Below are 15,380 nucleotides of genomic sequence, written 5' to 3'. Positions count from 1 at the left end.
TTGTATGAGCAACCGTTATGTTTATGCTTTGATAGTGAAGCTAGCCTGACTTGCCTAACTCTACTCACCTGTGGCTCTCGAACTCCTGCGCTTGAATCATTAATCCACAGCGATACTTAACAATTGATTCCCTATGTCAGATATTTTGCTTCGTGAGATGAGTAACGCTGATATTGACTGGATGGTGACGACTGGTCAGCGTCAGTCTTTAGCTGATGGTGCGGTGCTAATTGCCCCCGGAGTCAATTTCAATGATGGTGACGATAGTTTTGATAGCTCTGCTAGCAATCGTTTAGACGCGCTGTATTTGGTCTTAGAAGGCAAGCTAGCGATGAGTGCGCCATGCAGCGGCGAGGCCTTTGCTGAATTGTCCCGTGGAGATTTGATTGGGGCCAGTTGGCTGTTTGATAGTTCTCCGGTGAGTGTGACCTCCGCCAATGGAGAGGCGCTGGTGCTGACCATTCAAGGAGAACTGCTGCGCCAGAAGCTACAGACAGAGGTCAGCTTTGCAGCGCATTTTTATCGGACGATTGCGCTGATTACTTCAGAGCGAATTCGTACTCAGTTTGAAGCAGCGAGCAATCCCGATCTATTACGCTATCAGTCCGGGCAGATGGTAAAAGAAGCGCTGTTTGTTTTTGGAGAGCTGAAAGATAGTGATATTGATTGGATGATGAGTATCGGGCAAGTCAAGAGCGTCGCTGCCGAAGACGTTCTATTAAATATGGGTCGCCCGGTCGATGCTCTCTATACCGTATTAGACGGTCAACTGGCGATCGCGACTACCGACATCCCTTATGATCCGTTATCGGCCTGCTCTCATGGCTTACAAGAGCAGTGCTCTGCGTTTACACCCGTTGCCTATATCTCTAAAGGCAGCCTACCTGGCGTTATCTCTTTTCTAGACTTCAAACCCCTTCCGGTCAGAGTTCATGCGACTAAAGAATCAAAGGTATTAGCAATCCCTCGTCAGTGGGTCTTGATTAAACTTCAAGAGGATCTTGGCTTTGCAGCTAGGTTCTATCGAGTGATGGCTACTCAAACCGCTCAGTTGCTTGCGTCTGTCACCGCAGTCGAATGTCGCAGTGCGACGACCAACATAGAGGATGAAGGCGAACTAGATTTGGAAGCACTGCAGCAGGCTTCACAAGGGGCTCAAAAGTTTGACTGGATGCTCAAGCGACTTAGCACAGCAATCGGCTAGGTATCGACAGTATTACCCACTGGCAATACCTGCTGGCAATATCAGTAGAATTTCTGCTAGGACAATAGATAGCATGGACGACAACAGCATTTTTCGAAAGGAGGCAGTAGAAAGGCTCTCTTCTCCTGAACAGTTAGATCAATTGATGAGAATTATCAACCCACGTAGCTGGTTACCTTTAGCTGCACTAGGCGGACTCCTAACTTGCGGATTGATTTGGAGCTTTGTTGGACGCATTCCTGTCACCACTACCGGACGCGGGGCGCTAGTCTATGCAGATGCGCCTAACAATGCACTACCCGCATCTTCTTTAGACGCTCCACCAAAGCAACTAGTCGGGGTCGCCTACTTTAGTGCTGGAGAGATTGCTCAGATCGAACCGGGCATGGAGGTTTTACTGATTCCAGATGTAGAAGGGGCGCAAGTGGCTGGGGGATTAATGGCTACTGTAGATTCTGTTTCAGAACCGTCTATCACTACGATCGAGTCAGCTAGAGAAAATAGGAATGAACAAACCTACGTTGAGGTGGTCACCATTCCTGATAAAAGTGAGAGTGGTGACTATGCTTGGTCGACAGGGTCTAATGATATGGCTCCGATTGCAGGGATGCCAGCGATCGCCCGGGTCACGCTCAAAGAAAGAGCGCCTATTACGTTTGTCTTTCCTTTTTTAGGCCAGTAAAATGACAGCTAGTCCGATGACAGCTCAGCCGTCCGACCAGCGCCAGGGCAGAAGTTCAAAGAGTTTCAACAAAAAGCCGAATCACCAATCAGCATCCAAGCAGCGGCCGAAGCGGTCTAAAACACCCACTGTTTTTCAGATGGAGGCAGTAGAATGCGGAGCAGCAGCTCTTAGCATGGTGCTGGGCTACTATGGTCGCTTTATTCCTTTGGCTGAGCTCAGAGCTTCTTGTGGTGTCTCTCGCGATGGGGTGACTGCTGCCAACGTGCTTAAGGCCGCCCGCAACTATGGTCTACTTAGCAAGGGATACAAAAAGAGTATTGATTCGCTCAAAGCGCTAGCACCGCCGTTTATTGTTTTTTGGAATTTCAACCATTTTTTGGTTGTTGATGAAATCACCGATACCAGTGTTCGCTTAAATGACCCTGCACTAGGCCCGCGAAAAATCACGCCGGCTGATTTCGACGAAGGCTATACCGGCATTGTGCTCACCTTCACGCCCGGCGAAGACTTTGTACGCGGGGGAAGACCTGCTAGCGCTATCTCAGGTCTTCGGCGACGATTGAGTGGTTCAGTAGGCGCGCTGGTCTTTTGTGCGCTGACGGGCTTTTTGTTAGTGCTCCCAACCTTAGCGCTGCCTGCCTTTAGCCGGATTTTTATTGACAATGTGCTATTGGCAAAACGGCTGGACTGGTTACCGTACGTGCTGCTAGGTATGGGAATAACGGTGCTGCTGCAGGCTGTATTAACGGGTTTACAGCTGCGATACCTGCGATCGCTTAGGGTCAAGTTGGCAGTAGGAATGACCAGCCGTTTTGTATGGCACGTACTCAGACTGCCAGTTGGTTTTTATGCGCAGCGATTTGCCGGAGAGATCAGTGATCGCATTAGCCTCAATGACGGCGTAGCAGGCGTATTGTCGGGTCGATTGACAACGACAGCCATCAGTATGGTGATGATTGTCTTTTATGCGATCGCCATGTGGCAATACGATATTCCACTCACCCTGATCGTTGTCAGCTTTGCCGCTATCAACGTCATGACACTGCAGTGGGTTTCACGCACTCGCACAGATGCCAACCGCCGCCTTGCCCAAGAATACGGTAAAGCCTCTGGTGTCAGCATTGCTGGACTACAGAGCATTGAAACGCTCAAAGCATCCGGCATAGAATCAGACTTTTTCGCTCGCTGGGCCGGCTATTACACCAAGGCTACCAATGCCCAGCAAGAGCTTGGCCTAACCAACCGTCTGCTGGGTCTGCTGCCTGCTCTATTGACCATGCTGACTACATTAGCGCTCTTAATCATCGGCGGCTGGCGGGTCATTCACGGTAGTCTTTCGATTGGGATGCTGGTTGCTTTTCAACTTCTGATGCAAAGCTTTCAAGGACCTGTGAGGAACTTAGTTGGATTTGCGAATACTTTGCAGGTTTTACAAGGAAATTTAGAAAGATTAGACGATGTGCTAGAAAATGAGGTAGATATCGTTTTTGATGAGGGGCCTAGCTTTGGTAAGAACACTACGCAGACGTCTCTAGAGAGATCTCACGCTAATCACCGGGCTGATAGTCAGGCTTTGGGTGCTGTAGGTGAAAGCGATCATCAAAAGTCAGGTGATCAGCAAATCAGTAAAGGCGCTCAGCACTCCCCTCACTTTCGCCTATCAGGTACGATTAATATTACTAATCTCTCTTTTAGCTATAGTCCTTTAGATGCGCCTCTAATTAAAGATTTTAATCTCTCTATTCAACCTGGGGAGCGAATCGCTTTTGTTGGCGGCAGCGGTTCCGGCAAATCTACCCTAGTTAAGATAATTGCTGGACTCTATCAACCCACAGTAGGAGAGATCTGCTTTGACAACAAACCCAGACGAGAAATACCTCGGGCAGTCATAACCAACTCAGTTGCTATGGTAGAGCAGGACATTTTGCTATTCGCTGGTTCTATCAGGGATAATCTCACCTTGTGGGATAGCACGGTACCGGACGCCCAGCTTCAACAGGCTTGCCAAGATGCAGCCATCGAGGAAGCCATTTTAGCGCTTCCGTATGGCTATGATGCACAGCTACTAGAGGGGGGTCAAAACCTTAGTGGCGGACAGAGGCAAAGGTTAGAGATTGCTAGAGCACTGGTCAACAATCCTTCGATCTTAATTATGGATGAAGCGACCAGTGCGCTAGATTCTGAAACCGAAAAAATCATTGACCAAAACCTACGACGGCGAGGCTGTACCTGTTTGATCGTCGCTCACCGCTTAAGCACTATTCGCGATGCGGATGAAATTATTGTGCTAGAGCGCGGGCAGGTCGTACAACGGGGTACTCACGAAGAGCTTTGGCGACAAGAAGGTCACTACGCGACTTTGATCAATCAGTCTGGAACAGCCCTATAAGGGAGATACAATGCTATGGTTTCTGTCCTTTCTCCTTCTTCTGACAAAGCATCTGATAAAACATTAGCAGGGAACGAAACTTTTCTGCTCGAAAAGCCCGGCTCCTTTTGGCAGGTGAGTTCGGGATCTGTTGGCGTTTTTGCGGTCACTTGGAGTGAGGGCAAACTAACCGGCCCTAGATATTACCTCTTCACAGTCTCAGCAGGAGACTATCTACTAGGATGCACACCTCAAGCGTATGGATTGGTCGCGATCGCCTTCGAACCGTCGGTGATCACGCCTTCTCTCACTTCCCATACGCTCGCTCCCTTTACTTCCTGGTTTGAGCATTTCAGCTCGATAGAAGATTTTCCCCGTTCGCCAGCGCCTATAGATCCCAATCCGTCTGAGTACATCTCACTAAGAAACGGTATCCGCTATGGTTCACAAGAGAAAATGGTATGGATAAAAGTCAAGCAAGGCAATGCTAGCTGGCTAGACCATATCGAATCGCCGCTAACCCCAGATGTAGGATTGTTTCCGATAGCGAAAGGCACCTGGCTACAGGCCCAAGGTGGGAGCGTAGAGCTACAGGTTTATTCGCCAGAGGCGATCACCAAACCCGATGAAGCTAGTAGTGGGATTGAGTGCTTCCATCGGTATGTGCTGAACGCAATTGAAAGAATTATCCTCGAAAAAGGAGAGACTGGCCTACGACAGTTTCAGCAGCGGCAGTCACTTAATCAAAAAACTGCTGATCAGGCCTTAAGAGGACTGGCCTCTTTGCTGCGGCCCGAAGACAACAGCTTTCTCTCGGCGGACACGCCTCTTCTAGTCGCTGCAGGGGCCGTTGCCCGCGTATTAGACGTCAGCCTTCGCGCGCCAAACACTTCAGAAAATTTTCAGCAGGTCAAAGAACCCTTAGAGGCGATCGCCAGAGCTTCTCAGCTACGCCTGCGGCAAATCCTACTGCGCGGCCCTTGGTGGACTCAAGATAGCGGTCCTATGGTGGTCTATACCCAAGCAGATCACCTGCCGATGGCACTGTTGCCGATCAAAGACAATCGCTACGAACTGCTCGATCCAGTGAGCCTAAATCGAACGCTCGTCACTGAATCTATTGCGAACACGCTCGATCCTAGAGCGTTTGTATTCTATCGTCCCTTACCTGAAGGTCAGCTCAACGCCTGGGTTTTACTGAAGTTTGCTTTGCAGGGACACAAAAAAGATCTGTGGATGATTCTTCTAACTGGCGTTGCCATGAGTCTGCTAGGCATGGCGATTCCGCAAGCCACAGCAGTCTTAATTGACGACGCCATTCCATATGGCAACGAGGCGACCTTGATTGAGTTAGGGCTGCTGCTGCTCGCTGTAGCCTTTGGTCGTAGCTGTTTTCAATTTGCTCAGGCGATCGCAGCTATGCGGATAGAGACTAGCTCTGACTCAGTGCTTCAAGCTGCCGTCTGGGATCGGTTGCTCAAACTACATCCGTCTTTCTTTCGAGACTATTCTAGTGGAGACTTGCAAGCTAGGGTCTCTAGCGTCAATACAATCCGCCGTAAGCTCAGCGGTACGGCCTTAGATGCCATTCTTTCCGGCGCTTTTGCCTTTTTGAACTTGGGGCTGTTGTTTTATTACAGCGCTAGTTTAGCGGTACTGGCACTGTTTGTTGCTGTTCTAGTGATGGGAGTGACTATCGTATCTGGCATTCTCTTATTAAAAAAGCAGCGCCCTCTATTAGAGCTAGATGGTGAAATCTACGGCTTGATGGTACAGCTCATAAATGGTGTCTCTAAGTTAAGGCTAGCAGGCGCTGAACCCCGTGCTTTTGGGCAATGGGCACAGCGATATCGACAGCAAATCAAACTTGATCTCAGTACCCAAAAGTTAGAAGACGGGGTTGATGTATTTAACACGGCAATGCCAACGCTGACCTCGATTGCGCTGTTTGCAATCGCCACCACGCTAGTGGGCCCAGATCAATCAGCTGGGCTCTCTAGCGGCACGTTCTTAGCGTTTGTCGCTGCCTTCGCCATCTTCATCAATGGAGCAACTAGCCTCAGTTTGACTGTGATTGAAGTGCTAGAAGTCATCCCCTTATGGATGCGATCGCAACCTATCTTAGCCGCCACACCCGAACTTAGCACCCAAAAATCAGATCCTGGTCGCCTTTCCGGACGCATTTGCCTAGATCATGTGACCTTCCGCTATCGAGAAGACGGTCCACTCATCCTAGACGATGTTACCGTAGGTGCTCATCCTGGCGAGTTTATTGCGCTTGTTGGCCCCTCTGGCTCTGGTAAATCTACCGTCTTGCGGCTACTGCTTGGATTTGAATCTCCTCAGTCTGGAACTGTCTATTACGATAACCAAGACGTTGCCGGCTTAGATGTTGCTGCTGTTCGGCGACAGCTCGGCGTGGTCTTACAAAATGGCCGTATCAATGCGGGTTCGCTATTCGAAAACATCTCCGGCGGTGCGCTTATCAGTCTAGAAGATGCCTGGCGAGCTGCAGAAATGGCGGGCTTTGCGGAAGATATTCGTAGCTTTCCAATGGAGATGCATACCGTTATCAGTGAAGGCGGCGGCAATCTCTCTGGAGGGCAGCGACAGCGCCTGATGATTGCTCGTGCATTAGCTTTAAACCCAAATATCTTACTGCTAGACGAAGCGACTAGCGCTCTAGATAACAGAACCCAAGCTATTGTCAGTCAGAGCCTGGATCGGCTCAATGTTACCAGGATTGTAGTCGCTCATCGGCTGAGCACCATTCGCCATGCTGATCGTATATACGTCATCAAATCTGGCAGAGTTGTTCAGCAAGGAAGCTTTGATCAGCTCGCTCAAGAGGAAGGTGTGTTCAAGCAGCTAATCAAAAGACAGATGGCTTAGCTCGCAAACAGCTAGACTAAAAGAACTGGACTAAACGATCTGTTGTCTTCCCGACTTATTCCCGATTGGTCTCTAGATTGAAATCAATCACTAGAGGATTTCATCATGCATCTCACAAGGCAACAGTTCAACGGCCAGCAGCCAAGCGATCAGCAAACCGAGACTAGTGCTGCAGCAGAAACCATTGTTCTCTATTCCTTGCAGCCTGTTGCCAAAACAGCGCCCAAATCTCGCATGACTGCGACATGGACAACAGAGAATGATCGTTTAATTTGCAAGTGGCAGCAGCTCAGCGCGTAGGCCGAAAACCAATATAGGAAATGTCTTGCAAGACAGCCCTATAGGATAGACTTAGAACATGAGAAAACTACCCATTCTGTTGTTCGCATCAGGTATAGCATTCGCTGGTTCTAATACCTTGGCTATAGTCAACATAGCTGCTGATCAGTTGTTTGAGGCTAGTTGGCAGGCTCTGTCCGTAACAGGTGCTGTATCTGCCCAGACGCCTACTTTGGCACAGTCTAATAATTTTGCACGGTCTGATAATTTAGCACAGGCCGATGCCAATGAAGTTCCAGAACTTTTGAGATTGACTGATACAAGTGTTACCAGCAACTTGCAGTATAGAGATGCTAGCTATCTGTTTAATATTAATATTCCAGCAGATTCTACAGCGCCGCTTCAGGCAATTACTTTCTCTCAGATAGAGGGAGCAGACTACCCTAGCTACAGCGCTCGGAAAAGCTATGTGTTTGAAGGCGGCGATCGCAATCAGAAGATATCTTCAGCTACTGTTGCTAATGATTCTAACAACAGAACAGTTACAGTCAGCTTTGATCCATTTCTCCAGCCAGGTCGAAATATCACAGTCGTGCTCAGATCTTTTCGCAACCCGCGCGATGGTATCTATATTTACCAAGTAGCCGGTATTCCTACTGGCGACAACAGCAGACCGCGCAGGTTAGGAACCGCCCGGCTAAGCTTCTATGAAGGGTACAGTCGACGCCGCTTCTACCATTAGTACTACCACTAGTAAATGCTAATAGGATTTGAAACGTACTCTAACAGGTGCTCTGACTCCAACAGATGCTCTGTCAGTAGGCGCGATCAGGAAAAGCGGTCTAGAGTCTGTTGTCGCAATCAAGAACTATCGCTACCCTAGAGTTATGTTCTCATAGGTCAAGTCGATATGTTCTTTCCGTTCTGCTGCTCTCCACACCAGTACTCTCCCCAAGACTATAAAAAGTTCAAGCTTAAAAGACTCAAAGCGATCCGTGATTTTTTGGAGGCTCGCCTAGCCGCTACCAACGCCGAAATTGAAACTGTCGAACGGCAAATGGCGACGACAGACGGTATGGAAACGGTTGCTTAAACCGTCTATTCGCTAGAGTCGTCACTAGCTAGAGTAGCTGCCTAGAATAGGCGCCGGGCATAGGCGCTAGGTAGCAATTTTTAACCCCAGCAGCGGCAATCATTAACGTTCCTAACAGAAATATCATCCGCCGATGACTGTATGCTTCGTAGCCATGATTGAAGAGGGTCAAGGAGCGACGGATAAAATGCACTGTATCAGATGAGAGAAGCGATCGCCTGATTAAATGTCCGACTAGGCCGCATTGCCTCTCTCACTTTTTGTGCATCAGGTAAGTAGTATCCACCAATTTCCATCGGCTGACCTTGTGAAGTTCTTAGCTCATCTACTATAGTCGCTTCATTTTCACTGAGCTGCCTAGCCACGGGCACAAACTTTTCTTGTAGCGTCCGGTCCTCATCCTGCGTAGCTAGTGTCTGGGCCCAATACAGGGCTAGATAAAAATGACTCCCTCGATTATCGATTTCCCCAACCTGACGCGAGGGCGATTTATCTGTATCTAACAGCTTACTTGTTGCCTGGTTCAGCGCCTCAGCAACGATCATTGCTTGCTGATTGTTTGTTTTGCGGCCCAGTTCTTCTAGCGCTACTGCTAGTGCTAAAAACTCTCCCAAGGAATCCCAGCGTAGATGCCCTTTAGCGATAAACTGTTGCACATGCTTTGGCGCAGAGCCGCCGGCTCCCGTTTCGAACAAGCCACCGCCCGCTAGCAACGGCACAATTGACAGCATCTTAGCGCTAGTTCCTAGCTCTAGAATTGGAAACAGATCGGTCAGATAGTCTCGTAAGACGTTCCCAGTTACGGAGATGATATTTCTTCCGGCTTTAATTTCTGTGCAGGTGAAGCGCATCGCTTCGACGGGTGGCAAAATTCTAATGTTCAGCCCTGCTGTGCCGTAGTTTGATAAGTACTGCTTCACCTTGGCGATGATATTAGCATCATGGGCCCGGTTTTCATCTAGCCAAAAGACCGCTGTATTCCCCGTTGCCGTGGCCCGTTTGACTGCTAGGTTCACCCAGTCTTTGATAGCAACATCTTTGGCCTGACACATCCGCCAGATATCGCCTTTATCCACGCTGTGTTCCATCAGTACACGGCTGGCTCCGTCGACCACCCGCACCGTGCCATCCGCTGGAATTTCAAACGTCTTATCATGAGAGCCATATTCTTCTGCCTTTCTAGCCATCAGTCCCACATTAGAAACGCTGCCCATTGTGGTTACATCAAAAGCACCGTTCTCCTGACAGAATTCAATGCACGCCTGGTACATAGTGGCATAGCAACGATCTGGAATCATTGCTTTCATATCGTGGAGCTTGCCGTCTGGCCCCCACATCTGACCGGAGGTCCGAATAGCAGCGGCCATAGAAGCATCGATGATAATATCGCTAGGCACGTGCAGGTTCGTGATGCCTTTGTCAGAATTGACCATTGCCAAAGGTGGACGGCTATCGTAGGTTGCCTGCAGGTCGGCTTCAATCGCAGTGCGCTGTTCTTCTGGAAGCGATTGAATTTTGGTATAGACATCGCCCAAACCATTATTTGGATTTATCCCTAGCTCGGTAAAGGTATCGGCGTACTTCTCGAAAACGTCTTGATAATAGACAGTAACCGCATGACCAAAGAGAATTGGATCAGAGACTTTCATCATCGTTGCTTTGAGATGAAGTGAAAGCAATATGTTCTCTGCTTTAGCCGCCTCAATTGCTTTTGTATAGAAAGCGCGCAGGGATTTAACGCTCATAACAGCCGCATCGATTACCTCTTGCTCTGAAACGGGTGTTTTTTCTTTGAGCACCGTGACAGTACCATCACTCTCAACTAGCTCAATTCTGACGTCGCCAGCAGTCTCAACTACAACAGACTGCTCACTGCTATAGAAGTCGCCGTTGTCCATATGTACAACATGAGATCTAGAGTCAGATCGCCAGCTACCTACAGAGTGAGGATGTTTGCGAGCATATTCCTTGACAGCCGCAGCGACTCGGCGATCGGAATTCCCTTCGCGTAAGACCGGATTTACCGCGCTACCGAGCACCTTGGCATAGCGAGACTTAATTTCTAATTCGGTCTCGTTTTTTGGACTAGCCGGATAGTCAGGAACGTTATAGCCTTTTGACTGGAGTTCAGCGATCGCACTCACCAACTGCGGAACTGACGCGCTAATGTTTGGCAGCTTAATGATATTAGCTTCCGGTGTTTGTGCCAATTCACCTAGCTGAGCTAAGGCATCTGGCTGCCGCTGAGCTTCGCTTAACTGCTCAGGAAAACTAGCAATAATTCGACCTGCTAAAGAGATATCGCTGGTCTCAGCAGCGACATTTGCCGCTTTAGCAAAGGCCTGAACAATCGGAAGAAAAGACTGTGTAGCCAGAGCCGGCGCTTCATCTGTAAAGGTATAGATGATAGTAGCGGATGGGTTAGGCATTATAAAGTCCTCCTACTGCTGAGTCTGCACGCCCTGAAGGAGTATAGCAGTCGATATTGGCAGTATTTTGTACCCAATAGCACGAGTCCCAAAATTAATATTCCTTGCAGAAAAATCTAAGGTGATAACTTTTAGCCAAGTCAAGCAGTTCCAACTAGCCTAAAAGGAGATGTTTTGAACCTATAGGTCGGCAACATTAAGAGAGAACTCTCTCAATAGCCAGTTTAGTTAGCAGCTAGTTTAGTTAGCTCAACAACTCGGACTGACTAAAGACAGCTCACTAGAATGAGAGTTTAGATTTTCTCCCTAGAGATTTTGTTCATAAAGTGCTCACTTAAAAATGACGTCGCCAGCTTCAAGCGATCTAGTCGCATCTGACTCAGTTCATGAAACCGTCCAAAACCCGGCACTAAAGCGCAGACCGCTGATTGTCGCTGGTATTGTGTTAGGGCTAGGACAGGCAGGTTTCTTTGATGGGATTGTTATCCATCAGCTTTTGCAGTGGCACCATATGTTCACCAGTGTGGAGACAGATAGTACTGTTTCTGGGTTAGAGCTAAATACGCTTGGAGATGGTCTGTTTCACTTGTTGGACTGGGTGTTGACCCTCGCTGGGATCGCGCTGCTTTGGGGCGTTGTCCAAAATCCAAATGCGCAGAAGTCTACTCCGGTTTTCATAGGAGCCCTGCTTACTGGAGCAGGACTTTTCAATTTTATCGAAGGACTTATTGATCATCAGATATTGGGCATTCACCATGTCAAACCAGGCCCTAACGAATTTGCATAGGATATGGGTTTTCTAGCGCTGGGCCTTGGTATGGCTGTCCTGGGATGGCTAGTCATCCGGATTAGCAGCAGGCAATCATCAGTACAATCGTCTTGATATTCAGTCTTATGGCCAATAAGAAACAACAGCCGGGCTGATACCCTCTCTTTCCTATTAACACTCATCTTCGAATCAGGGATTTCACCATTTTCATAAAAGCGCTCATTCACAATACTAAGCATCGCCGCTACGCCATTCTTTGCGTAAGTGTGACTGTAGCTGTTGCGGTGGTGCAGCCATTGCTCACTGGGCGCATATACAGCGAAGCTGAATCCCTTCAACTACTAGAAGGAATTAGAGAGTCTTCTTTGTATCTAAGTTCTGCGATCGCAACTGCTTCTGTCACGACCCTAGCGCTCATGCTGACTTTGCTGAGCCTCGCTAGCCGAGCGGATACTGATTTTGACTATGACACCTACAAAGGTATCGAACTTATCGGTAGGCTCTCAACCGCTACATTCATCGGTTCGGTGACTCAACTTCTTATGCTGAGCTTTCCTATTGGCGAATACGAGAACATCGGTGAAGCCTGGTTCAAAGTGCTCTATTACATGCTTTCGAGCCTCAACGGTTTGCTCACAGGACTGATGGTAGTCGGCGTACTCGTGCTGTTTGATACGATCATCACCCTAATCAAAAAGCTGTCTCCCGATATCAACTAGCCTTCTCGTATCGCTAATACAAACTGCAATAGGCATTCATTCAATTAGATAAAGTTTATTCAGTACAGACAATCAGGCCAAAAAAACCAGCTTGAATAATTACGGCTGGGAGTGCATTGAAACCGAAATTAGCAGATGCTAGCGCCAGGTAGCAGGTGAGCATTCTCTGACGATTCTAGGGCTTGGCGGACTTCATCGTAGTTGGCAACAAGATCGGCTATGTCTTGATGAACAAGTTTGACCAATCTGCCAGTAAGTTTAAGCGATCTGATCTCTAGGAACTCGGACAACCGCTGGGCAGTAGCAGGATAAACATTAGGATCAATCAAATCATCTTCGTAAGTGAGCGATAGATGGGGAATGCCATGCAAAATGGCTTGAGCGTCTACTCTCTGGGCCTCTATGTAACTCAGGCAGTCCAATAGCGCTTGTACGGGAATGGTGACTCGTCTATTGGAATGGACCCAGTTAGAAGGACTGCCGAAAGCGTTAGTTTTGTTCAAGCTAGAGTGGAATTGGATATCATCGGCTTTAAGCGTCGCGATCGCATGTCTTAAAAGATCTCGTCGCTGAAGATAGATTACTCGGCAGCCTCCTCGATGCAGGTCTTGCAAAAACTGATTAGGACTTGGAATAGCTTGCACTTGTTGCAAATGCTCAACTCGCAGATTGAAGCCGTACACCTCACCGTGGCTCTGCTGAACCCGCTGGAACACACTCAGGCGAGGAAAGCGCACTTGCTGGCCCAGGATATTCTCCTGGAAAACGATATCTTTGCGATCGCTAAACCATCTGATCAATGTAGTACAGCCGCTTTGACCTAGCTCAAACACAACAAAGCTAGGCTTGTGTTGACCAATGCCCATCAAGCTCCTGCAGGTCGCTAACCAGCTACTAGCGACATCTCCATCAAAGCCCTCTCCGTCCTTTCTACTACCCAAATATCTATTTATCCTTGTTGTGTCTGTCTATAATTCCCTACGTCTAGGGTTCAAAGATAAGAAGTATAAAAATACGAAACATCTAAAGTAGAATCACAAAGACCGCCCCTTCCTAATCGCTCTATCGCTATGGCTAATCTGCTTCGCACACCGCTACACGCCCTATACCTAGAGCAAAAAGCGAAGATGATGCCTTTTTCTGGCTGGGAAATGCCTGTTCAGTTCAGCGGCATCCTCCAAGAGCATGCTGCTGTAAGAGAAAGCGCTGGTGCCTTTGATATCTCTCACATGGGTAAGTTTGTGCTAACCGGAGAAGACGTAATCATACATCTTCAAAAGCTAGTGCCCTCAGATCTATCTAGGCTCACTTCTGGCAAAGCACAATATACTGTCCTACTCAACGAACAAGGTGGCATCATTGACGATCTAATCGTCTATCACCAAGGCGAAGTAGAGGAAGGCAAAGTAGAGGGAGCTGTAGGCAAACGAAGAGAGAAGGTTACACTCATTGTCAATGCGGGCACTACTCATAAAGATAAGTCCTGGCTTGAAGCACACCTTCCTAACACCGTTGATCTCCAGGACCTTTCCCAAACACAAGCACTCATCGCAGTTCAAGGCCCTTCAGCCGCCGCCAAACTTCACCAGCTCTGCCCAGAAGAAGATCTGAAGTCTATCTCTCGCTATAGCCACCACACAGGTCAGCTATTCGGTCGTCCTGCCTTCTTCGCTCGAACGGGCTACACCGGAGAAGATGGCTTTGAAGTAATGGTGCCAGTTGATGCCGCGCGTGAACTATGGCAGCAGCTAATTGAAATCGCTGTCGTTCCCTGTGGCTTGGGTGCTAGAGACACTCTGCGATTAGAAGCCGCAATGGCCCTATACGGCCAGGATATAGACAATAGCACCACTCCACTAGAAGCAGGTCTTAGCTGGCTTGTCCATCTAGACAAATCCTCAGACTTCATTGGTCGCAGCGTCTTAGAAAAGCAAAAGTCAACAGGCCCAAGTCGCCGTCTCGTTGGTCTTACGCTAGCTGGGCGCAACATCGCTCGTCACGACTACCCCATCATGCACAACGCTACGCCTGTCGGTACCATCACCAGTGGTACGCTTTCCCCTACCCTCGGCTACCCCATCGCCCTAGGCTACGTCCCCACAGCCATAGCCAAAGTTGGCACAACTGTAGAAGTCGCTATTCGCAATAAAGCTTTTCCGGCCACCATCGTCAAACGTCCCTTCTATAAATCTGCAAAATAGGCGTAATATCTTAAACGTAAGCGCATATAGCGTTTCTCTGATGCATTAGAGGAACGCGAGTCACTTGACCTGTTGCTACCTATGGCTTTCAGCCTGAAAGTTGTACCTCAGTCAAGTGACCAACACTATCGAGAAAAACTAACCCATTTATCACTAACGATTCATCGTTCATCACTCCTAGAAATTCCCATGGCATTTGATTATCCAGACGACCTACAGTATCTAGATAGCCACGAGTACGCCCGTGTCGATGAAGAAGACAATACGGTGACAATTGGCATCTCGGCATTTGCGGTAGATCAAATGGGTGATGTGGTCTTTTTAGAGCTGCCGGATATTGGTGACACGGTTGAGCACGGCGAAAACTTTGGCACGATCGAATCTGTCAAAGCAGTTGAAGATCTAAAGTCACCTGTTGATGGTGCAGTAATCGATCGCAACGAAGCGCTAATTGAGTCTCCTGAAGAAATTGCGAATGATCCCTACGGTTCATCTTGGCTAATCAAAGTGCAAGCGGACGATCTTTCTGCGCTAGATGACGCTATGTCAGCAGAAGAGTACAAACAGCAAGTAGAAGGTGAGTAGCCTCTCCTTCTCTATATATAGCGAAACGTCGTATATATAGAGAAACGTCCTGTACAGCTATGACTCACCGACTTTTTGTTTACGGCACGCTATAAATTTCTGATATGAATAGTCGTTATGCTTGACCCATAAGCCATAAATGGGTCGATAGCCGCA

General features: G+C 48.3%; 13 protein-coding genes. 11 read left to right on the top strand and 2 right to left on the bottom strand.

The genetic code is table 11. The features are described from left to right. Positions 1-133 precede the first annotated feature (133 nt). From S7335_RS12560 to S7335_RS12530, 7 genes are all read left to right on the top strand, one after another. On the top strand, positions 134-1,204 hold the full coding sequence (locus S7335_RS12560; RefSeq protein WP_006453546.1) for a cyclic nucleotide-binding domain protein: 1,071 nt from the start codon (positions 134-136) through the stop codon (positions 1,202-1,204). A 73-nt stretch (positions 1,205-1,277) separates the two neighbouring features. Further along, complete coding sequence (locus S7335_RS12555; protein ID WP_006454297.1) at positions 1,278-1,886, top strand: hypothetical protein; 609 nt, start codon at positions 1,278-1,280, stop codon at positions 1,884-1,886. A gap of 1 nt (position 1,887) precedes the next feature. Then, positions 1,888-4,278, top strand: a complete 2,391-nt coding sequence (locus S7335_RS12550) for an NHLP family bacteriocin export ABC transporter peptidase/permease/ATPase subunit (protein WP_006454832.1) — start codon at positions 1,888-1,890, stop codon at positions 4,276-4,278. A gap of 15 nt (positions 4,279-4,293) precedes the next feature. Continuing rightward, positions 4,294-7,149 carry an NHLP bacteriocin export ABC transporter permease/ATPase subunit gene (locus S7335_RS12545; RefSeq protein ID WP_006454025.1) on the top strand — a complete coding sequence of 952 codons (2,856 nt, stop codon included), beginning with the start codon at positions 4,294-4,296 and terminating at the stop codon, positions 7,147-7,149. A gap of 105 nt (positions 7,150-7,254) precedes the next feature. Further along, complete coding sequence (locus S7335_RS12540) at positions 7,255-7,449, top strand: hypothetical protein (RefSeq protein ID WP_006456116.1); 195 nt, start codon at positions 7,255-7,257, stop codon at positions 7,447-7,449. Between the two features lie 58 nt (positions 7,450-7,507). Beyond that, on the top strand, positions 7,508-8,170 hold the full coding sequence (locus S7335_RS25955) for a DUF2808 domain-containing protein (RefSeq protein ID WP_006454115.1): 663 nt from the start codon (positions 7,508-7,510) through the stop codon (positions 8,168-8,170). 168 nt (positions 8,171-8,338) lie between these two features. After that, positions 8,339-8,521 carry a hypothetical protein gene (locus tag S7335_RS12530; RefSeq protein ID WP_006456248.1) on the top strand — a complete coding sequence of 61 codons (183 nt, stop codon included), beginning with the start codon at positions 8,339-8,341 and terminating at the stop codon, positions 8,519-8,521. A gap of 197 nt (positions 8,522-8,718) precedes the next feature. Here S7335_RS12530 and S7335_RS12525 read toward each other — a convergent pair whose 3' ends face one another. Next, a complete protein-coding gene (locus S7335_RS12525) occupies positions 8,719-10,950 on the bottom strand; it encodes an NADP-dependent isocitrate dehydrogenase (protein ID WP_006455511.1) in 2,232 nt (743 codons plus the stop codon). A 340-nt stretch (positions 10,951-11,290) separates the two neighbouring features. Between S7335_RS12525 and S7335_RS12520 the strand changes: the two genes are divergently transcribed. Then, positions 11,291-11,737 (top strand): DUF2243 domain-containing protein, encoded by a 447-nt coding sequence (locus S7335_RS12520; protein ID WP_006453738.1) that lies wholly within the window; start codon positions 11,291-11,293, stop codon positions 11,735-11,737. Positions 11,738-11,985: 248 nt separating this feature from the next. Next, entirely contained in the window at positions 11,986-12,438 is a 453-nt protein-coding gene (locus S7335_RS12515) for a hypothetical protein (protein WP_006454013.1), read from the top strand. A gap of 128 nt (positions 12,439-12,566) precedes the next feature. Here S7335_RS12515 and S7335_RS12510 read toward each other — a convergent pair whose 3' ends face one another. Beyond that, a complete protein-coding gene (locus S7335_RS12510) occupies positions 12,567-13,379 on the bottom strand; it encodes a hypothetical protein (protein ID WP_038016180.1) in 813 nt (270 codons plus the stop codon). A gap of 129 nt (positions 13,380-13,508) precedes the next feature. Here S7335_RS12510 and gcvT point away from each other — a divergent pair, with 129 nt between their 5' ends. Together gcvT and gcvH are read left to right on the top strand one after the other, a co-directional pair. Beyond that, the gene (gcvT, locus tag S7335_RS12505) at positions 13,509-14,639 is read left to right on the top strand and encodes a glycine cleavage system aminomethyltransferase GcvT (protein ID WP_006454656.1); all 1,131 of its coding nucleotides are present in this window, start codon (positions 13,509-13,511) and stop codon (positions 14,637-14,639) included. 189 nt (positions 14,640-14,828) lie between these two features. Further along, positions 14,829-15,224 carry a glycine cleavage system protein GcvH gene (gene gcvH / locus S7335_RS12500; RefSeq protein ID WP_006453533.1) on the top strand — a complete coding sequence of 132 codons (396 nt, stop codon included), beginning with the start codon at positions 14,829-14,831 and terminating at the stop codon, positions 15,222-15,224. Positions 15,225-15,380: the final 156 nt, after the last annotated feature.

Origin of the sequence: Synechococcus sp. PCC 7335 (assembly GCF_000155595.1) — a bacterium.
GTDB lineage: Bacteria > Cyanobacteriota > Cyanobacteriia > Phormidesmidales > Phormidesmidaceae > Phormidesmis.
This window is presented reverse-complemented; position numbering and strand designations above follow the sequence as displayed.